Origin of the sequence: Streptomyces sp. SM10 (assembly GCF_002910915.1) — a bacterium.
Lineage (GTDB): Bacteria > Actinomycetota > Actinomycetes > Streptomycetales > Streptomycetaceae > Streptomyces.
On the sequence record NZ_NEUF01000159.1, the window covers coordinates 50,626 to 69,512 of the forward strand.

Sequence of the window (18,887 nt, forward strand, 5' to 3'; positions counted from 1 at the left end):
GGAGGAGAACGATGCCGGACATCCAGTGGGAAGAGCCGTTCTGCGGTGAAGGGAACTCTTGCTTCCGGATAGGGGCCGACGGCCAGGGGAACGGTTACGTCGCCCTCGCAGGGGCGGAGGATCGTTACCTCACCGACAGTCGGGAGGCCCTCCAGCAGATGATCCGTGACATCAAGGCCGGCAAGGCCGATCACCTGCTGTAGGCGGCTGCCGTGTCCGCGCGGTCGTCGGCGGGGCGGACACGGCGGCTCAGGAGGTACCAGGCGCCCAGGCCCAGGACGAGCACGGTCCCGAGGCCGATCCCGGCGACTCCGATCACCCGCATGGTGAGGTCCTCGCCACTGCCGGGGCCCGCGTCGCCGAGGCCGAAGCCTGCCGCCGAGGCATCGCCGTCGTACGCCGGGCCCTGCTGGGCGGCTCCCTCGATACCGACGTCCAGCGTCATGGGGACAGTGCTGGGCACCTTTGCGTCGAGGGTCACCTGCACGTAGTACCAGCCCTGGAAGCGCATCGCCGACGCGTCGTCCGAGTCTCCGGCGAACCGGTTCGCGTAGGCGGCCGGGGCGGTGCCGAGCTCGACCCCGGTGGGAGCGCCCGTATAGCCGGCGCTCTTGTCGGCGACGGGGCCGCGCGCGGTGTTGTACAGCGCGAGGCGCAGGCCGTTGGCGGTGAAGACCGAGGCGCTCGACGTGGCGTTGGCCAGCTGGGCCCGTAGGAACAGCTGCTGGCCCCAGGCGACCGGCACCTTGTAGAACCGGCTCTCGCCCGGCCGGATGTCGTCCCTCCAGGCGCCGTCGTCCACCGCCGCCGCGTCGTTGAACCCCGTGCCGCCCTCCACCTTCTGCGGAGTACCACCGCCCGGGGACGGCGCCTTCGAGCTCCAGCCGGTCGGCGCCTCGGGCTCGGCGGCACCGGGCTTGAGCCCGGGCTCAGCCATGTAGGTCAGCTCGATCGGCCACTTCGCCCCGCCGCCGGACTTCGTACCCGCCCAGGCCACGGTGTAGAGATAGTCCCCGGCCTCCTGGCAGGGACTGCTGCTGTTTTTGATGCGACGCGACGCGTAGGCCGCGATCGGGCGAGTGGTGTCGCCCCCGAAGTAGGAGGCCGGGCTCGAACTGCACGGTGTCCCGTCGGTCGAGGCCAGGGAGACCTGGATGCCGTCGAGAATGGCGCTCGTACTGCCGGGGGGCGGGGCCAGCACCGTGGAGACGAAGGCGTTCGACGCGTCGTCCAGCCGGACCCGGTAGTACTTCTTCTGGCCTGGGGCGATGGTGTCGGAGTAGATCTTCGCCCGCTCCAGCTCCGGTCCGTCCACGCTCGACTCCGCGCCGGTGACCGGCTCCGAACCGTCAGCCGGCCGGTACGAGGGTGCAGGGCTCCCCGGGGCGGCGTCCGCCTGCGGGTGCGCCGCTGCGGTGCTCGGCAGCAGCAGTACGCAGAGTGCTGCCACCACCCCGGCGGCCGCACCGCCTCGGGGCCTCGACACGATTCCGTTCCTCCCACCGGGCACGGGGCCCCTGTTCCTACGGGGTTCGGTGCCCCGACCCTACGTTCACTGCACCGAACCCCCGGTTCTGCCCGACTGCGTGCCGACTCTACGAGGCGCCGGTGCGCGGGAAGGAGACCTCCACGCGGCGGTTCTTCTTGCGGCCCTCTTCGGTGTCGTTGCTGGCGATCGGATACTGCTCGCCGTAGCCGCGGATCTCGAAGGTGATGCTCGGGAGCTTGGTGGCGAGCACTCCCTGCACGGCGTTCGCCCGCTGCTTGGAGAGAACGTCGCCGTGGGCGGAGGACCCGAGGTTGTCCGTGAAGCCGAACACGCGCACCTTCGGGGCGTTCTGCGTCTGGATCTCGGCGGCGATCGCGTTGATGCGGGCCGTGGCCTCGCCGCTCAGCTTGGCGCTGTCCTTGCCGAAGAGGACTTCGGCCTGAAGGGCGAAGGTGATGTCGGCGTTGGTGTCCTCGCGTCGTTCCTCGCCTCCCATGTCCTCGACGATGGACTTGATGTCGAGCACACGGACATCGCCGAGGGTCGCTCCGTCACCGAGCATGAGACCGGGTGAGTTGGCGTCCACCTCGACGGGGGGCGAGGCGCTCGGCACGGCGGTGGGATTGTCGTCCGCCGAGGCCGAGGTGGCACCCCAGAGGGTCGAAGTGCCGAGGACCATCGCCGCGGCGGCACAGAGGCCGATACGGCACCGGAGTGCGCCTCGCGGCGCGGCTGGTGTGGGGGTGGGTGGCTGCATGGCGGTCGTCACCCCGAGATCTTGATCGTCGCGGTGGGCATGGTGGGGATCTGGAAGTCGACCTCGGTGGTGCTCTGCGGCGGGGCGGGGAACTGCGCGAAGAACGGCGCTTCTGCCCCTTGCGTCAGGCCTTCGAACTTGGTGCACAGGCAGCGGCCGTCCGTGTCCCGGAGCACGAGGTAGCGCTTCTTGCCTGTTTGGTCGACAAGCGATGCTCCAGCCATCGAAGCGCCGTTGCCCGCAACCTCTTGCTCCATACCCTGCCAGCCAGAAGCGGTCCAGATCTGCTTGGATCCGTTCTTCACCCTGCCCTTGACAGTGACGAAGCCACCGGCCTCACGCTTGACCGAACTAACGATGGCCTCGACGCCATCCTTGCCCTTGATCGAGGCAAGCACCTGGCTCTCGTCGTCCTCCGCGGGTGCAGGAGCTTCGGTCTTCTGCTCGGATGACGATGACGAAGAGCCCTGGGGCTTACTCTCGGGCTCGTCCGAACCGTCATCGCCGCCACAGGCCGTCAGCATGACAGCCATGGCTACGGAGGCGGCAGCGACGGCGGCCCCCTTGAAGCGAATCCGGGTCATGGCTGCACGCATCAGCGTGTTCCTCTCGGTGACGTTCACTACTTGTCGGCCAGGTGGACGGAGAACAGGTCTGCCAGATCGGGCAGGAGATCAAGGTTCTTGGGGTCGATGCGGAAGTCCTCGTCATCGTCGCAGACGACCTTGTACGACTTCTGGTCCTCGGCCTCATCCGTGTCGTCGTCCTTCGTGGGACTCGGCAGGGGATGCATGTCCTGTTCGACGCGACACCGCGGCTCGATCACTGCCCTGGCGGTTGCCTCGGCCTTCGTGGTCTTGGTGCTGGCGATCACCGAGCTGCCGACCGTCCGGTTGGTCTCGACCGTGACCGTGTAGGACGCCTCGGGCCAGAAATCGGCGTCGCAGGAGATCTGGTGGGCATCATTCTGCGACGCGAGCCATCGACCGGCGGAACATGACCCCTCACCGATGTCCCGGCCGCTCAGCAGGTCGTCCCAGGCGTCGAGGTCGAAGGCCCCGGGCCAGCTCCACTCGTCCCGCGCGTCCTGGGCTGCCGCCAGCGCGGCGGCGTCGGCAGCTGTCTGAGCCTCGTTCTTCTTCATCGACGCCTGACCGACGGCAAAGTAGGCGAACGCGAGGAAGAGCAGGCCCGCCACCACCATGATGTAGATGGGGAAAGCCTGCCCTGCCTCACGCGAGTGGCTGGTTACTCGCCGCCCTCGCCACCACCTGTGATCTTGCTGATCTGCGTGGTGATTGCTGTGGCGATGGCATTGCCGAAGTTCGTCGTCATGAGCACCCCGATGATCGCCACGACCACCACGATGATGCCCAGGTACTCCACCGCGCCCTGTCCTCGGTCCGCCCGGGCCTTCATGCGCTCGACGGACGTGTTCGCCCAGACCTTGGCGTTGACGGACGCCTTCAGCATCAGCTTGCTCATGATGTTCCCCTCCGGTTGCGGCCGGCCGTGCGGCGGTCGGCTCGTAAGTCCCTGTGGCGTCTCCTGCGTTACCGGCTTCCTCCTGGCCGGTGCCGTCGGCGACATGAGAAACGTACGGCCGGACTCCCCGTCCGGCGGAGGGCCCCAGGGCCCAAAGCCGGGCCCAAAGGGCGCGTTGGGCCCGTCCTGTCGCTCTCCCCCGTTCAGCCATGGCGGCCTGTCCCCCTCGTCCCAGGTCCCGGGTCCGGCGCCGTGCCGAGCCAGCGGGCGATCGCTTCGCTGCGGGTGCTGCTGTGCAGCTTGGTGAAGATCCTGTTGATGTGGTTCTTGACTGTCTTCTCGCTGATGAAGCAGGTGGCGGCGATCTGATGGTTGCTCATCCCTGATGCGATGAGCTCCATGACTTCCGCCTCCCTCGAACTCAGGTCGTGCTGCTGCCTGTTGGGCGTCGGCGGCAGGTTGCGGCTTCCTTCAGTCGAAGACTGTGCCACAACAGGTTGCAGTTGCGAAAGGCTTTCCGTGAGGCCCGAGGGTGGCGAGCCGGACGGGCCGAGGTGCGGGGCGCTCTCCGCCGACTGGGGCGGGTGGCCGGGCTTCCCGTGCGGAGCGCCGGCGGCCAGCGCTGTTCCCAGCCCTTCCGGCAGGTGTCTCGGTGCCTGGTCCGGGCCTTGGCGCATATGGGCGAGGAGTGCGTTGGCCGCCGTGGCGGTGAAGTAGGCCCGGCCGCTCTCGGTGTCGCGTACGGCCTGCACCAGTTGGTCCGCGGTGAACTCGCCGTGCACCAGGTAACCGCCCGCGCCCAGACGGAGCGCCTCGTGGACGATGTCGCTCTCACGGCTGTACGTCAGCATCATCACAGGTGCAACCTGCACCAGGTGAGGCAGCGCGGAGATACCGTCCACGCCCGGCATCCGGACATCGAGCAGGACGACGTCGGGCCGGTGACGGACCGCCGCCTCGTAGGCCTGGCGGCCGTCCGCGGCTTCGGCCACGACCTCGATGTCGGCACGCCCGCTGAGCAGGACTCCCAGCCCTGCCCGGACGACCGGGTTGTCGTCGGCGACCACGACGCGCAGGGGGCCGGGGGCCGGCATATCCGGGCCGCTGGGGAACGGAGGCATCGCTTCGGGTGCCGGGGAGTGCGGAGAGGTCGGGGAGTGCGGAGCGGCTGGGAATCCGGGGGAACTGCGTGCCGTGCCGGCGGGGTCGGAATGCGGAGAGGTGTGCTGGGAGGTGTGCGGGGAGACATGGTGCTGCGGGACCCCGTTCTGGCCGGGAGCACGGGAGACGTCGTCCGGCATTCTGCGACCTCCTCTCGGAATGTGGTGGTGGGGACGGGTTGGGGAGCTGTGGTGCGCGTTGTCAGCCGCCCGGGCGGGACTCGGGACGAGATCCGGGACGGGTTCCGGGATGCGATCCCGGCGGCGGGACCGGAAGGAATCCCTGCGGCAAGTCCGCAGGTGGCCCCGCAGAGGACTCGGGACGACCCACCGCGTGAGCCCCCGGACCCACCACCGGATCAGCCCCGGGATCGGCCCCAGGACGAGACCCCGGACGCATCCCCGGACCAGGCGTGAGCGCAGCGGTCGGGAGCTCCAGGCGGACTTCGGTGCCCTTGGCCGCCTTGCCCTTGCCGATGCGGATGCGGGCGCCGATGGAGGCCGCGCGCTCGACCATGCCGACGAGCCCGAAGTGGCCGGCCCGTCTGAGGTCGTCGAGCGTGGTGCCCGCGGGCAGGCCCTGGCCGTCGTCGTAGACGCTGACGCGCAGGACGTCGCCCTTGATGCCGGCCAGGACGGCGAGGTAGGTGGGGCGGGCGTGCCGGCGGGCGTTCTCCATGGCTTCGGAGGCGACGGTGAGCAGTTGGCGGGCGACGACGTGCGGCACGGGGGGCACGGGGGCGTCGCCGAGGGTGCGGAACACCGTGCTCGTCCCGTGGCGCCGGGAGAAGTCGTCGGCCCTGGCGCGGAGTTCGGCGACGATGTCGACGCCGCCGTCGAGGCCGGACTCGCGGCGCAGGTCGGAGAGGAGTTCGCGGGATTCGGCGGCGGCCCGCCGGGCCGAGCGGGCGACCAGCTCCGCCTGCTGTCTGACGGTGCGGGGGTCCATGCGGTCGGCGGAGTGGGCGAGGCCGTCGGCGGCGAGGGCCAGGCCGTGGAGGGTCTTGGCGACGGAGTCGTGCATCTCGCGGGCCAGCCGGGCGCGTTCGTCCTCGACGGCCACGCTGACGGCGAGGCGGGCCCGGGTCTCGGTCAGGGCCTGGCTGGCGGAGCCGACGCGGAGCATGAGGTTGCGCAGGGCGACGCCGACCGCTCCGGCGAGGACGCAGAAGCCCGGCAGCAGCAGCACGGAGGCGAGGCCGGCCACCTGGAGCTTCTCCTCGGCGGCGTAGGCCGTGGCCAGGATCAGGCTCTGTACGGCGGCGAAGACGCCGGCCGCCCGCCAGCCGTAGAGCAGTCCGGCCAGGAGCGGGGTGCAGACGACGGCGTATCCGAGGGTCGAGTCGGGTGTGGCGGTGAACAGGAGCAGGGCGCCGAAGACCGTGTCGGCACCGAGCAGGAGCGGGGAGCGTACGAGGAGCGGGCCGAAGCGTTCCCAGTCGCGGTAGAGGGCGTACGAGCCGACGAAGGTCACCAGGACGGCGGAGGCGACGAGCCAGCGGGCAAGGCCGTCGGCCGTGTTGTCGAGGGCCTGCGGGGTGCCGATGGCGATCATGGCGAGCCGGAAGAGGAACACCTGTCGGGCCAGCGCCGAGAGGGCGTTGACCTGGAGGGAGACGGTGGGCGCCGGACCGGCGGGGGTGGACAGGGCGGCGTGCCGCGATTCCTCGGCGCCCGGGTGCAGGGAGATCGTCATCGACGGCCGCTCACTCTCCTGTGAAGGACCCGAGGTCGGTGTCGGATCCGAGCAGCATGGCGGCGCCCATGAGGATCATGGTGGCGGGGATCATGAAGGTGGTGACCATCAGGGTGGCTTTGGGGACCGCCTTGGCGGCCTTGCGGCGGGCGTTCTGCGCGTCGGTGCGGCGCATGTCGTTGGCGATGGCGATCAGGGTGTCGACGATGGGCGCACCGAGTTCCTCACCTTGCTGGAGTGCGGTGACGAACATGGCGACCTGTTCGGAGTCGTTGCGCTTGCGCAGTTCGTCGAAGGCCTGGCGCCTGCTGACCCCCATGTCCATCTGGCGCAGGGTGATGCGCAGTTCGTCGGACCAGGGGCCCTGGTACTTCTCGGCGACCCGGTCGAGGGCCTGCCGGAAGCCGAGGCCCGCGGAGACGACGACGGCGAGGACGTCCAGGAAGTCGGGGAGCGTGCGGTCGATGTCGTCCCGGCGCTTGCGGACGGCGGCCCAGATGCCGACCTCGCCCCAGAACAGTCCGAAGGCGATCATGAACAGGGCCATGAAGATCTTGCCGCTGGTGAGCATCGCGAAGGCGGCGAAGCCGCCGAGGGCGCTGTAGACGGCGCGGCGGGCGGCATAGCGGTCGATGGTGAGGCCGCCGGGGTTGCCCGCCATGTCGATCTTGCGGCGTTTCTCGTTGACCTTGTCCGGTCCCATCAGGCGGAGCACCAGGGGCGCCCAGCGCATGCCGAGCCGGTCGATGCCGGAGCCCACCGCGGTGGTGCGGGTCGAGCCGACCTCGAGTGCGAGGGCGAGGTCGCCGGGGAGGGTGGCCTCGGCGCGGTACATCCGCACGCCCTTGAAGACACCGAACACGCTGAGGCCGACGACGAGCGCGAGCAGCAGTTCCATGACCGGTCCTCTCCTCAGATATCGATCTTGGAAATGCGGCGGATGGCGACGAAGCCGAGGGCGTAGAGGCCGAGCGAGACGATGACCGCGATCTGGCCGGCGACGGATCCGGTCATCCGGTCGAGTGCGCCGGGGAGGATCGAGTTCACGAGGAGCATCGCGCCGATCCCGATGGCCGGGACGGCGTATGCGGTGGTGTTGACCTGGGAGAGCTGGGTGCGGACCTCTCGCCGGGTCTCCTTGCGCTCCTCCAGCGTGATGGTGAGGTTGCGCAGGGAGGAGACGACCTGGCCGCCGGCCCGGTTGGAGAGGATCAGTGTGGAGACCAGGACGACGAGTTCACGGGAGGGCAGGCGTTCGGCGAGTTCTCCGAGGGCGTCGTCGAGGGTCCGGCCCACGCCGAGCTGGTCGGCGACCACGCGGAGTTCGTCCCCTGCGGGCGCTTCGAGTTCGTCGGCGGCCATGTCGATGGACGTACGGAGCGAGAGCCCGGCCTGGGTGGCGTTGGCGAGGACCCTGGAGATCTCGGGCAGCTGGCTGATGAACGCCTCGGTGCGCTTGGTGCGGTGCCAGTTCAGGAAGGTGTTGGCGCCCCAGAGGGCGCCGAGTCCGGCGAGCGGGCCGAAGAACGCGGCCAGGACGGAGGCGGCGACGAGCCAGAGGGCCGCGACCGAGGCCACCACGTAGAGGACGTACTCGCCCGGGGTGAGGTCGAGGCCGGTGGCCGCGAGCTTCAGCTCGATCCTCCTGCCCAGCTTCGTCCGGCGCAGCCGGCGGTCGAGTCCCCGGAAGCGGCGCTGCGGGGCCATGTCGATCTGCCCGGTGGAGGAGAGCCGGTCGACGAGGGCCTCGCGCTGGGCCTTGCCCGAGGTGTACGTGTGGAGGCCCAGGACGCCGAGTACGCAGCACAGCAGCGTGACGCCGATGGTGAGCGGTGCGAGGTTGTCCATGCGGGATACCTATCTGGCCTCTCGGGTGGCGAGGTATGCGTCCGACGGGGCGACCCCGAAGGCCTGCGGGATCGGCTGTCCGGCCATGAAGAGCCGGTCGGCGACGCGGCGCGGGAGCGGGAGGGCCTGGAACTCACCGTGGATCAGGCCGTCGGTGCCCATGGGCCGGGCGTCGAACCGGGCGACGGTGACGATCCTGTAGGGGTCGCGCCCGTGCGAGTCGAGCACCGCGATCTCGGTGATCCTCCTGGAGCCGTCGGCATGCCGGGTCAGCTGCACGATGACGTCCACGGCGCTGTTGATCTGGTCGTGCAGGGCCTCGAACGGGATCTTGATCTCTGACATCGACGCGAGGGTCTGGAGGCGCATGAGGGCGTCCTCCGCGCTGTTGGCGTGGACGGTGGCCAGCGATCCGTCGTGGCCGGTCGACATCGCCTGGAGCATGTCGAGGGATTCGCCGCCCCGGACCTCACCGACGACGATGCGGTCGGGGCGCATGCGGAGGGAGTTGCGGACGAGGTCGCGGATGGTGATCTGTCCCTTGCCCTCCACGTTCGCGGGGCGGGACTCCAGCCGGATCACGTGGTTCTGCTGGAGCTGGAGCTCGGCGGAGTCCTCGATGGTGACGATGCGCTCGCCGTCGGGGATGAGCCCGGAGAGGGCGTTGAGCAGCGTCGTCTTCCCCGTGCCGGTGGCCCCGGAGACGATCACGTTGAACTTGGCCTGGACGAGTCCGGCGAGGAGCAGAAGCATCTGCTCGTCCAGCGAGCCGAAGCCGATCATCTCCTGGAGGGTGAAGGAGCGGGGGAACCGCCGGATGGTGAGCGTCGCGCCGGTGAGCGAGAGCGGCGGGATGACGACGTTGACGCGCTCGCCGCTGGGCAGGCGGGCGTCGACCATCGGATTGGCCTCGTCCACGCGCCGGTTGACGGTGGAGACGATGCGCTCGATGGTCTGCATGAGCTGCTCGTGGCTGGCGAAGCGCATGGGGAGCTGCTCGACCCTGCCCGCCCGTTCGACGAAGATCTGGTCGGGCCCGTTGACCATGATCTCCGTGATGGAGGCGTCCTCCAGGAGCGGTTCGAGGACGCCGAGACCGAGTGCCTCGTCGACGACCCGGCGGATGAGCTGGGAGCGTTCGACGGTGGAGAGGACCGGGCCCTCGCGGCTGATGATGTGGCCCAGGACGCGCTCCAGCCTGGCCCTGCGGTCGGAGGCGGCGAGCGAGGACATCTCCGCGAGGTCGATCTCCTCGAGGAGCTTGGCGCGGTACGTGGCGACCAGGTGGCCGTCCTCCCGTCCCCCTCCGCGCTCCTCGGGGGCGGTGATGCGTGCCCGCAGGCTCATGGGCGGTACTCCTCGGATGGGATGGGTGCGCTCAGTCGCGGGGCATGGTGGCGGACTTCTCGACGGTCCGGTCACCGAGCAGGCCGAGCAGGATGTCCGGGACGGTGACGGTGACCTTCACCGTCACGGTGTCGCCGCCCGTCGGCGGGCCGATCCGGGACCGCCCGGCCACCCAGTCCGTCATCGACGCCCTGCCGACGCGCTCGTACGATCCGCTCAGGCCGTCCTGCGAGGCGGTGCGGGCGGCGGCTCTCGCGCCGGTGCCCGCCTGCTGCGCGGTGTAGGCGATCAGGCCGAGCTGGATGCCCGCGAGGCCGATGAGGATGAGGACGGGGAGGAAGCCCAGGTACTCGATGGCGGTGGAGCCTCGGTCGCCGCCGCCCCTGCGCGTTCTCCGTCCGGTCGCACGTGACGTCCGTACCGATGCCATGGCGCGTCACTTCCCTTCCGCGGCCGCACCGGCCGTCGCGTCGACGGAGACGGGGATGCTGGCGAAGCCCGGGAACAGGACGGGCGCCTTCAGCCGGATGCTGACCTTGACCATGTCGTCCCCCGGGGTCCCGCAGCTGCGGATCTCGGCCGGTCCCTCCCAGGCGCCCGGCAGCCGCTCGTAGACCGCTGCCTCGCAGCTGCTCTGCCGGTCCCAGGCCCCCGCCGCGACCGCCGCACGTACGCCTTCGTCGGCCGCGCCGCTCGCCAGCGTGAAGGTGTAGCCGACCAGTACGGCCTGCCAGAGGAGCACCAGCGTCACCAGGATGATCGGGACCATCCCGGTGAACTCGACGGTCAGCTGACCGTGGTCGCGTCCGAGCCGTGCCCGTGTCCGGTCCGGCTCACCCTTGCCCGGCATCACTCCCGGCCTCCCCCGCTGGTCGTACCGCCCTTGCGCCGACGCCCTCCGATCGAGCCCCGGTCGCCGCGCAGCATGGAGCCGCGCGGCTCCGCTCCCTGGGAAGGCTTCACGAGTCCGAGCTCACCCGCCAGGGCCCAGAGGGCCTGTTTCACGGTCGAGCGAGGGTCCAGTTCGTGCATACGGCCCGAATCCACCGCGCCCTGGAGCTCCTTGAAGTTCGCGGGTACCGCCGCGGCCGCGATCCGGGTCCCGGTGATCCGCTGGATCAGGGCCGGCTGGATCTCCGTGTTGCGGTTGAAGCGGTTGACGAGGATGACCGTCTCCTCCGCCTTGCGGATCTGGAGCCGGTCCCACATCCGTACGATGCGCTTGGCGCCGCGCACCGCGACCACGTCGGGCGTGGTCACCAGGACGGCGATGTCGGCCATCTCGACGGCCGCGGCGTTGGCCCCGTTCATCTGGCTTCCGCAGTCGATGACGACGACCTCGTAGCGGGAGCGCAGGGCGCTGACGATCTGGCGGGCGGAGCGGTCGCTGACCTCTTCGCCGCGTTCGCCCTCGCCGGGCGCCAGCAGCAGGGCCATGCCCGTGGAGTGCGAGAAGACGGCGTCGGACAGGACCCGGGGCGATATGTCGGTGATCGCCGCCAGGTCGACGATGGAGCGCCGGAACTGCACGTCGAGGTAGGAGGCGATGTCACCGGTCTGGAGGTCCAGGTCGACGAGCGCGGCGGTACGTCCCGATGCCTGTGCGGCCAGGGCCAGCTGGACGGCGGCGACGGTGGTCCCCACGCCGCCCTTGGCCCCGGTGACGGTGACGACCGTGCCGCCGGGGCCGGTGAACACGTCGCCGCCCGTGCCCAGATGGCGGCGCACGCCGGTGGACCACTGGGCGGCGGCCTGCACCCGGTTGGCGAGTTCCTCGTAGCTCAGCGGGAGGGTGACCAGGCCCCGCGCCCCGGCGTCCATGGCCGCCGCGAAGAGGCTCTGGCTCGCGTCGGCGGTGATCAGCACGACCCCCACGGCGGGGAAGCGCAGGGACACCTCCCGGATCAGTTCCAGGGCGGGCACCGGTCCGATCCGCTCGTGGACCAGCACGACCTCGGGCAGCTCCTCGATGGACTCGCCGGCGAGCCGGGCGAGGGTGTCGATGAGCTGTGTCGAGTCGCCGGCGGGAGCGGCCGGCTCCGCGTCGGGCAGCTGGCTGAGCAGGGTGGTCACGGACCTGGCCGCGTCGGCGTCACCGACGGCCGGGAGGATCCTCGCGGTCATCCGGTCCTCACTTGTCCTTGTCGAGCGTGTAGGTGCGGTCGCCCGGACGGATCGTGCCGTCGCTGCCGGGCGCGATCAGCGCGAGGCGTACGTGTTCGGCGAAGGACTCCGCGTACGCGACGCGCTGCGTGTCGAGGGTGTTGAGGGCGAAGGTGATCGGCACGGCCTCGGACGCCTGGTTCCTGTCGTCCCTCTTCGGTTCCAGGGCCGTGAGTTGACCCACGTCGAGGACCTTCGCGTTGGAGACGATGATCTTGGACTGGGCCGGTTCGCCCTCCTGCTCGCCCGAGAAGGTGGCGTAGATGTTCACCTTGTCGTTCGGCCTGATCTTGCCCGCCACCCCGGTCGCGGCGTCGATCATGATGGCGATCTCCTGCTCGCCCGGGCGCAGTTCCGGGCTCCTGACCATCATGTCGGACTGCATCAGGGAGCCCTTCCGCAGCTGCGTCACGGCGATCTTGCCCTCGATCTCCCCGATCTCCGTGACGGCGTTGTCCGACAGCCACCGCTTGGGCATGGAGACCTTCTCGAACTTGTCCGCGGACAGGTCCGTGTAGGGCGCCACGTCGGTCTTCAGCCGGTAGGCGTCGACCTCGGGTCCGACCTTCGTGTTGACGTCGCTGATCACGGAGAGCACACCGGCGAAGGCGCCGAAGGCGCAGAGGACCGAGAGGAGCAGGAGTATCACGCCGCGGCGCTGGCGGGAGTTCATGGGGCCGGACAACCTCGTTCGAATCGGATGCGTGGAGCAGCGGACAGAGAGGGATGCGCGGTGTCTGCGGAGTTCCTGGGCGCTAGGTGCCGGGTGGCGCGGGCGCTCCGTGGTTCAGGACACCGGTGGAGTGCATTCGGTTCTCCGGTGGGGCCAGCGGGGAGGAACAGAAGCCGCAGCGGTCGCCGATGAGTTCCATTCCGCACCAGTGGCAGCCTTCCCGCCGCACGGAGGAAACGAGCTGGTAGATCACGGAGATGTCCGGAAGGAAGGAGGCGAACTCCACCAGCTTTCCCGTGCCCCACCAGCGCGGCGAACCGGCGGGCAGCGCGCACTCCTGAACGGCCTCGACGTTCCAGGCGGGTGCGAGGGTCTGCTGCACCCATTCCGAGGAGAGCTGCCCCCTGGCGATCAGCATCTGGGTGGCGAAGGGCGGTCCGGCCGGGAGTTCGACGGCCGGGGCGATCTTGACCAGCTGCGGGCTCGGCCCGGCGACGACGGCGAACTGCGAGCCGGGCACCCAGGACTTCGCGTGCGTCTTGAGGCTGACGGGGACCCGGTCGAGCCTGGCCACCGAGTTCAGCAGGGCGCCGGCGTGGATGTAGTGGGTGAGGAGCCGGGCCGCCGAGGCCACCACTCCGGGGCTGAAGTCGCAGACGGACAGCTGGCGCAGCTGACGGACCAGCACGGCCACGCCCAGCGGCGGCAGGTCCACCTTGAGCAGGGCGATGCGGTCGCTCTCCAGGACCGAGCGGATGGCGTGCAGCCTGCGTTCATGGGCGGGGCTGATGCCGGTCGGGCAGATCGCGACCACGTATCCGTGCTGCTCCAGGAGCAGGTGCATGTCACCGATCGCGAGATCGAGGGACTGGGCTTCGGGCGCCTGCAGCAAGGCCGCCGTGGGCGTCTGCTGATCCGTCGGCGGGAGCACCAGATCAGCACTGGTCACTGCTATTGCGGTCGGCACGCTCTTCCCCGTTCGGCTCCGGCCGTCGTCATGGGTGACTCCGGCCGCAATCGCTCCTGCTCCGTGCTTCTTCCCCAGCACTTTAGCCACGTCATACCAGGCAGAGAACAGATATCGGAACCCAGTACGAAGTCGTCCGGCACAGGCGTTCGCAACGCCTCCGTACGAAATCGGACGAAAAGAAGATTCGTTAACTCCTGTACCAATGCGTAGAGTCACCCCGGCCGTTCGGGTTTGAAATCCAAAGGAATTCATCCGCCCACGTCAGAAGCGATGCCGACGGCATTCTCCGGGCCTCGTCGAAATCCACTCCGTCACGAACCGGCAGCCCCGGCAGAACCACCCGTGCGAGTGCACGGTCATCCGTCCGAGGAAGGCCACCCCCGATGGTGCGCACACCCTCCGGCCACCCCCGCGGACGGCCACCCGACGGTCGGGCGCGCTCCACCGATGACCGCCCCCGCGGACGGTCGTCCGACCGGTCAGGTGCGCCCGACCGATGCCCCCGACCAGCCCCGCCGCACACATCCACATCACCAGAGGTCTTGACAACTCGATTGGTCTGGACCAGTTTATCGGCCAACGGTGGCCACCGTTTCCCGCCAGAGCACGCCCAGGTCCCCCAACTCCCCCACCGGAGGCAGCGAGTGGAACTCTCCGCAGGCAGCAGCAGGCACAGAAGAAGCAGGGTCCGGCCGCTCCTCGGCGGGACCGTGGCCGTCGTCGCGGCCGGGGCGCTGGCCGTCACGGGGCTCGTCAGCACCGCACAGGCAGCCGATGTCAACGTCGCCAAGAACGCAGGATTCGAGTCCGGGCTCGGCAACTGGACGTGTTCCGGCGGCAGCGGCACCACCGTCTCCTCCCCCGTGCACGGCGGCACCTCCGCGCTCAAGGCCACCCCTGCCGGGCAGGACAACGCCAAGTGCACGCAGACGGTCGCCGTGAAGCCCAACTCCACCTATGCGCTGAGCTCCTGGGTCCAGGGCGGTTACGCCTACATCGGGGCGAGCGGCACCGGGACGACGGACGTCTCCACCTGGTCCCCCGGCTCCAGCAGCTGGACCCAGCTGAAGACCTCCTTCAGGACCGGCCCCTCCACCACCTCGGTGACCGTCTACACCCACGGCTGGTACGGCCAGGCCGCCTACTACGCGGACGACGTCCAGGTCTCCGGCCCCGACGGCGGCGGCACGGACCCGGAGCCCACGATCCCCGGAGCCCCCGCGGGGCTGACCGTCGGCGCGACGACCACCTCGTCCATCGGCCTGAGCTGGAACGCGGTCTCCGGCGCGACCGGCTACACCGTCTACCGGGGCGGCACGAAGGCGACCACCACCACCGCCACCTCCGCGACGGTGACCGGGCTGGCGGCGGACACCGCCTACCAGTTCTCGGTCAGCGCGACCAACTCCGCCGGTGAGTCCGTCAAGTCGGCCACCGTCAGCGGCCGTACGGCGAAGACCACCGACCCTGGCCCCGGCCCCGTCACCTCGGTGCCCAAGCACGCGGTGACCGGCTACTGGCAGAACTTCGACAACGGTGCCACGGTCCAGAAGCTCAGTGACGTCCCCGCGAACTACGACATCATCGCCGTCTCCTTCGCGGACGCCACGGCCACCCCCGGTGCCGTCACCTTCAACCTGGACTCGGCCGGGCTGAACGGCTACACGGTCGCCCAGTTCAAGGCCGACATCAAGGCCAAGCAGGCCGCCGGCAAGAACGTCATCATCTCCGTGGGCGGCGAAAAGGGGTCCGTCGCCGTCAACAGCGACGCCTCCGCGAACGCGTTCGCCGACTCGCTGTACACGCTCATCCAGGAGTACGGCTTCAACGGCGTCGACATCGACCTCGAGAACGGCCTCAACTCCACCTACATGACGAAGGCACTGCGCTCGCTGTCCTCGAAGGCGGGCTCCGGCCTCGTCATCACGATGGCGCCGCAGACCATCGACATGCAGTCGACCTCCGGTGAGTACTTCAAGACGGCGCTCAACATCAAGGACATCCTGACCGTCGTCAACATGCAGTACTACAACAGCGGTTCGATGCTGGGCTGCGACGGCAAGGTCTACTCCCAGGGTTCGGTGGACTTCCTGACCGCGCTCGCCTGCATCCAGCTGGAGGGCGGCCTCGCCCCGTCGCAGGTCGGCCTCGGCGTGCCCGCCTCCACCCGCGGCGCGGGCAGCGGCTACGTCGCCCCGTCCGTCGTGAACGCGGCCCTGGACTGCCTGGCCAAGGGCACGAGCTGCGGCTCCTTCAAGCCGTCGCGGACCTACCCGGACCTGCGCGGTGCGATGACCTGGTCCACGAACTGGGACGCCACGGCCGGCAACGCCTGGTCCAACGCGGTCGGCCCGCACGTCCACGGCCTGCCGTAACCCGTAGCACCCCCGGTCCTCACGGGCCACAGAACCAGCAGCGCCGCCGCTCCCCCGGCGGCGCTGCTGCGTTCTCAGGGCAGGTACGCGGTCACCAGGGCAGCTCGCGCACCTGCTGGACGCACAGCACGACGAAGAGCAGTCCCGCCGAGCCCAGCATGCCGTTGCTGAGCCATCCGTTGCGCCACTCCCGGGGTGTGCGGTCCGAGTTGAGCAGCCAGAGCAGGGTCAGGGCCAGGAACGGCATGAAGAAGGCGCCCAGCACCCCGTAGCCGATGACCAGCCCGAAGGGCTCGTCCAGCCACAGGAGGGTCATCGGCGGGAACGTCAGCCAGAGCAGGTACGCCCGGAAGGGCATGGACCGCTCCTGGCCCCGGACGGTCCCGTCGCCCGCTGTCTCCTCGCCGGGAGCGGCGCGGCCCGCGCGGAAGCGCTGCACGAAGTCGGCGAACATCAGGCTCACCCCGTGCCACACGCCGATGAGCGAGGAGAAGGAGGCGGCGAAGAAGCCGATCAGGAACAGCTTGGCGGTGGCGGTGCCGAAGCGGTCGTCCAGGACCTTCCCGAGGTCGACGAGTCCCTGGTCGCCCTTGGTCAGCGCGATCTGCGAGGAGTGCAGCAGCTCGGCACCGACGATCAGCATGGCCACGACGAAGATGCCGGTGGTGATGTAGGCGACCCGGTTGTCGATCCGCATCACCTTCATCCAGGAAGTGCCGGACCAGCCCTTGGCGTTCACCCAGTACCCGTACGCGGCCATGGTGATGGTGCCGCCGACCCCGCCGATCAGTCCGAGCGTGTAGACGAGGGAGCCGTCCGGGAGCACGGGGAGCAGGCCGGCGAAGGCGGCCCCCATGTCGGGCGCCACGCGGATCGCGACGTAGACCACGACGACGAACATCACGCCGACCAGCACGGTCATGACCTTCTCGAAGACGGCGTAGCGGTTGAACCAGACGAAGACCAGCCCGGTCAGCCCGGTGATGATCGCCCAGGTCTTCAGCCCAGGACCGTCGGGGAAGAGGGCCACGAGGGGCAGGGCGCTGGAGGACATGGCCGTCGCGCCGTAGACGAAGCCCCAGATGACGACGTAGACGGCGAAGTAGCCCGTGGTCCACCCGCCGAGGGTGCGCCAGCCGTCGAAGAGGGTGCGGCCGGTCGCGAGGTGCCAGCGGCCGACGGCCTCCGCGAGGGAGATCTTGACGAGGCAGCCGATCACGGCCGCCCACATGAGGGTGTAGCCGAACTTGCTGCCCGCGATGAGCGTCGCGACCAGGTCTCCCGCTCCGACGCCGGTGGCCGCGACGACGATGCCGGGGCCGATGTGACGCCAGGTGGATGCACGGCGCTGGTCGCCCAGCTCCCCCGGCCCTGTGGTCTCGCTTGTCTCCGCCATGTCGATCAACGAAGCGCATCAAACCGAATCACACAAGAGGGTGCGTCATACCGCCGTCAGGCCGCCCCCGGTCGCGACAGCTGTGGATGTTCCGTGACAGGAGACAGTGGTGCACTCCCCGACTCCCCGTGGGACGCTTGGCGCGCATGGCGGTAGGGCGCTGGACGGGGGAAGTCGCATGGCAGGCGCGCACGTTGACCCGCTGGGAAGCGGGGACCCGGCGACGCTCGGCAGATTCGAACTGCTCGGGAGGCTGGCCTCCGGCGGTATGGGGAGGATCTACCTCGCCAGGAACGCCGGCGGACAGCTGGTCGCTGTGAAGACGCTGCTCGCCGAGGGTGTCGTCAGCGAGGTCGAACGGCGGCGGTTCACCCGTGAGGTGGGGCTCGCCCAGCGCATCGACAGCGCGTTCACGGCGCGGGTGCGGGACGCGGACCCGCGGGCGGAACGGCCGTGGATGGCGATCGACTACATCGCCGCGCCGTCGTTGTCGGAGCTGGTGCGGACGGCCGGGGTGCTGCCCGCGTCGGCCGTGCAGTGGCTCGCGGCGGGCACGGCGGAGGCGCTGGTCACGCTGCACGGCGCGGGCATCATCCACCGGGACCTCAAGCCGGACAACATCCTGCTGCCGCTCCCCGGCCCGCGGGTGATCGACTTCGGCATCTCGCACGCGAACGACCTCACCCGTACGAGTCTCACCCTGGGCACGATCGCCTTCACCTCGCCGGAGCAGGCGCGGGGAGAGATGTCGACCGAGGCGTCGGACGTGTACTCGCTCGGGGCGACCCTCTTCCACCTGGCGCTCGGCAGGCCTCCGTACCGGGACGGCAGCAACACCCTTGCCCTGCTGGCCCAGGTGCAGCGGGGCGAGCTCGACCTCGCCGGCCTGCCCAAGGAACTCACCGCGCTGATCCGCCCCTGTCTGGCGGCCGATCCCGCCGAGCGGCCCGTCCCGGCCGAGATGCTGGCCCGCTTCCGGCAGTCGCTGGCCGGGCTCCCCGTGTCGCAGGGCGGCCGCCGCTGGCTGCCGCAGCACTGGACGGAGCTGATCGACGCGTACGAGCGGCACGGGCGTGACCTGGCGAGCGGGGCCGGCATCGGCGGTGACCGGCCCGGTTCCGGCAGGACGGACCCCGGGCGTACGGACGTGGTCGCGCCTCCCGAGCCGACCCGGGCGTACACACGGGAACGCGAACAGGCCCTCCGGGCCGAGCGGGAGGGGGCCGAGCGGGAGGCCGCCGAGCTGAGGGCCGCCGAGGCCAGGGCCCGGCAGCTCGCCGCCCGGCCGTCGCAGGCCCCGTCAGGGACGCCCGGCCCGGCTCCGCTTACGCCGCCCCGGCCACGCACCGCCCCCCGGCCGCCCGCGCCCCCGCACACCCCGCCGGGCAGGAAGCGGGGAGCCGCCGTCCTGCTGTGGGTGGGGGTCCTGGTGGTCATCGCCGTGGTGCTCTGGCAGACCGGCTGAAGCACCGGGGCACCGGCGTGTCTCACGAGCGGCTGGTGCCCCGGGTGTACGCGGATGAGGCGG

General features: G+C 70.0%; 18 protein-coding genes and 1 pseudogene. 3 read left to right on the forward strand and 16 right to left on the reverse strand.

Annotated elements, in window-relative coordinates; all coding sequences use genetic code 11:
• Positions 1-11 precede the first annotated feature (11 nt).
• Positions 12-203, forward strand: a complete 192-nt coding sequence (locus tag B9S57_RS25420; protein WP_103759548.1) for a hypothetical protein — start codon at positions 12-14, stop codon at positions 201-203.
• Here the strand turns inward: B9S57_RS25420 and B9S57_RS25425 are convergent.
• The 15 genes and pseudogenes from B9S57_RS25425 to B9S57_RS25495 all read right to left on the reverse strand — a co-directional run bounded on the left by B9S57_RS25425 (position 191) and on the right by B9S57_RS25495 (position 13,567).
• A complete protein-coding gene (locus B9S57_RS25425) occupies positions 191-1,486 on the reverse strand; it encodes a hypothetical protein (RefSeq protein ID WP_258036569.1) in 1,296 nt (431 codons plus the stop codon). The two genes, B9S57_RS25420 and B9S57_RS25425, sit on opposite strands and share 13 nt — an antisense overlap.
• Before the next feature lie 109 nt (positions 1,487-1,595).
• Positions 1,596-2,246 carry an OmpA family protein gene (locus tag B9S57_RS25430; RefSeq protein WP_103759585.1) on the reverse strand — a complete coding sequence of 217 codons (651 nt, stop codon included), beginning with the start codon at positions 2,244-2,246 and terminating at the stop codon, positions 1,596-1,598.
• Positions 2,247-2,254: 8 nt separating this feature from the next.
• Entirely contained in the window at positions 2,255-2,842 is a 588-nt protein-coding gene (locus tag B9S57_RS25435) for a hypothetical protein (RefSeq protein ID WP_258036570.1), read from the reverse strand.
• Positions 2,843-2,868: 26 nt separating this feature from the next.
• Positions 2,869-3,462: pseudogene (locus B9S57_RS25440) on the reverse strand (pilus assembly protein TadG-related protein); the annotation flags it as partial.
• 32 nt (positions 3,463-3,494) lie between these two features.
• Entirely contained in the window at positions 3,495-3,731 is a 237-nt protein-coding gene (locus B9S57_RS25445) for a hypothetical protein (protein WP_103759550.1), read from the reverse strand.
• Between the two features lie 203 nt (positions 3,732-3,934).
• Positions 3,935-5,032, reverse strand: a complete 1,098-nt coding sequence (locus B9S57_RS25450; protein WP_103759551.1) for a response regulator transcription factor — start codon at positions 5,030-5,032, stop codon at positions 3,935-3,937.
• Between the two features lie 61 nt (positions 5,033-5,093).
• The gene (locus B9S57_RS25455) at positions 5,094-6,587 is read right to left on the reverse strand and encodes a sensor histidine kinase (RefSeq protein WP_258036572.1); all 1,494 of its coding nucleotides are present in this window, start codon (positions 6,585-6,587) and stop codon (positions 5,094-5,096) included.
• Positions 6,588-6,597: 10 nt separating this feature from the next.
• Entirely contained in the window at positions 6,598-7,485 is an 888-nt protein-coding gene (locus B9S57_RS25460; protein WP_103759552.1) for a DUF5936 domain-containing protein, read from the reverse strand.
• A gap of 14 nt (positions 7,486-7,499) precedes the next feature.
• Positions 7,500-8,435, reverse strand: coding sequence for a type II secretion system F family protein (locus tag B9S57_RS25465; protein WP_103759553.1), 936 nt, complete (start codon positions 8,433-8,435; stop codon positions 7,500-7,502).
• A gap of 9 nt (positions 8,436-8,444) precedes the next feature.
• A complete protein-coding gene (locus tag B9S57_RS25470; RefSeq protein ID WP_103759554.1) occupies positions 8,445-9,782 on the reverse strand; it encodes a CpaF family protein in 1,338 nt (445 codons plus the stop codon).
• A gap of 31 nt (positions 9,783-9,813) precedes the next feature.
• A complete protein-coding gene (locus B9S57_RS25475; protein ID WP_103759555.1) occupies positions 9,814-10,212 on the reverse strand; it encodes a TadE/TadG family type IV pilus assembly protein in 399 nt (132 codons plus the stop codon).
• A 6-nt stretch (positions 10,213-10,218) separates the two neighbouring features.
• On the reverse strand, positions 10,219-10,632 hold the full coding sequence (locus tag B9S57_RS25480) for a TadE/TadG family type IV pilus assembly protein (protein ID WP_103759556.1): 414 nt from the start codon (positions 10,630-10,632) through the stop codon (positions 10,219-10,221).
• On the reverse strand, positions 10,632-11,906 hold the full coding sequence (locus B9S57_RS25485; protein ID WP_103759557.1) for an AAA family ATPase: 1,275 nt from the start codon (positions 11,904-11,906) through the stop codon (positions 10,632-10,634). Before B9S57_RS25485 ends, B9S57_RS25480 begins: the two co-directional genes overlap by 1 nt.
• A gap of 7 nt (positions 11,907-11,913) precedes the next feature.
• Entirely contained in the window at positions 11,914-12,618 is a 705-nt protein-coding gene (gene cpaB, locus B9S57_RS25490; protein ID WP_103759558.1) for a Flp pilus assembly protein CpaB, read from the reverse strand.
• Between the two features lie 82 nt (positions 12,619-12,700).
• Complete coding sequence (locus tag B9S57_RS25495; protein WP_181011463.1) at positions 12,701-13,567, reverse strand: hypothetical protein; 867 nt, start codon at positions 13,565-13,567, stop codon at positions 12,701-12,703.
• 665 nt (positions 13,568-14,232) lie between these two features.
• Between B9S57_RS25495 and B9S57_RS25500 the strand changes: the two genes are divergently transcribed.
• Positions 14,233-15,963, forward strand: a complete 1,731-nt coding sequence (locus B9S57_RS25500) for a glycoside hydrolase family 18 protein (RefSeq protein WP_308457417.1) — start codon at positions 14,233-14,235, stop codon at positions 15,961-15,963.
• A 91-nt stretch (positions 15,964-16,054) separates the two neighbouring features.
• Here B9S57_RS25500 and B9S57_RS25505 read toward each other — a convergent pair whose 3' ends face one another.
• Complete coding sequence (locus B9S57_RS25505) at positions 16,055-17,359, reverse strand: Nramp family divalent metal transporter (protein ID WP_103759559.1); 1,305 nt, start codon at positions 17,357-17,359, stop codon at positions 16,055-16,057.
• Between the two features lie 178 nt (positions 17,360-17,537).
• On the opposite strand from B9S57_RS25505, the gene B9S57_RS25510 reads away from it, so the two are divergent.
• Positions 17,538-18,824, forward strand: coding sequence for a serine/threonine-protein kinase (locus B9S57_RS25510; protein ID WP_103759560.1), 1,287 nt, complete (start codon positions 17,538-17,540; stop codon positions 18,822-18,824).
• Positions 18,825-18,887 lie beyond the last annotated feature (63 nt).

Coding starts and splice junctions, on each gene's coding strand:
- B9S57_RS25420 (WP_103759548.1), top strand. CDS start 12: ATGCCGGACATCCAGTGGGAAGAGCCGTTCTGCGGTGAAGGGAACTCT.
- B9S57_RS25430 (WP_103759585.1), bottom strand. CDS start 2,246: ATGCAGCCACCCACCCCCACACCAGCCGCGCCGCGAGGCGCACTCCGG.
- B9S57_RS25435 (WP_258036570.1), bottom strand. CDS start 2,842: ATGCGTGCAGCCATGACCCGGATTCGCTTCAAGGGGGCCGCCGTCGCT.
- B9S57_RS25445 (WP_103759550.1), bottom strand. CDS start 3,731: ATGAGCAAGCTGATGCTGAAGGCGTCCGTCAACGCCAAGGTCTGGGCG.
- B9S57_RS25450 (WP_103759551.1), bottom strand. CDS start 5,032: ATGCCGGACGACGTCTCCCGTGCTCCCGGCCAGAACGGGGTCCCGCAG.
- B9S57_RS25455 (WP_258036572.1), bottom strand. CDS start 6,587: ATGACGATCTCCCTGCACCCGGGCGCCGAGGAATCGCGGCACGCCGCC.
- B9S57_RS25460 (WP_103759552.1), bottom strand. CDS start 7,485: ATGGAACTGCTGCTCGCGCTCGTCGTCGGCCTCAGCGTGTTCGGTGTC.
- B9S57_RS25465 (WP_103759553.1), bottom strand. CDS start 8,435: ATGGACAACCTCGCACCGCTCACCATCGGCGTCACGCTGCTGTGCTGC.
- B9S57_RS25470 (WP_103759554.1), bottom strand. CDS start 9,782: ATGAGCCTGCGGGCACGCATCACCGCCCCCGAGGAGCGCGGAGGGGGA.
- B9S57_RS25475 (WP_103759555.1), bottom strand. CDS start 10,212: ATGGCATCGGTACGGACGTCACGTGCGACCGGACGGAGAACGCGCAGG.
- B9S57_RS25480 (WP_103759556.1), bottom strand. CDS start 10,632: ATGCCGGGCAAGGGTGAGCCGGACCGGACACGGGCACGGCTCGGACGC.
- B9S57_RS25485 (WP_103759557.1), bottom strand. CDS start 11,906: ATGACCGCGAGGATCCTCCCGGCCGTCGGTGACGCCGACGCGGCCAGG.
- cpaB (WP_103759558.1), bottom strand. CDS start 12,618: ATGAACTCCCGCCAGCGCCGCGGCGTGATACTCCTGCTCCTCTCGGTC.
- B9S57_RS25505 (WP_103759559.1), bottom strand. CDS start 17,359: ATGGCGGAGACAAGCGAGACCACAGGGCCGGGGGAGCTGGGCGACCAG.
- B9S57_RS25510 (WP_103759560.1), top strand. CDS start 17,538: ATGGCAGGCGCGCACGTTGACCCGCTGGGAAGCGGGGACCCGGCGACG.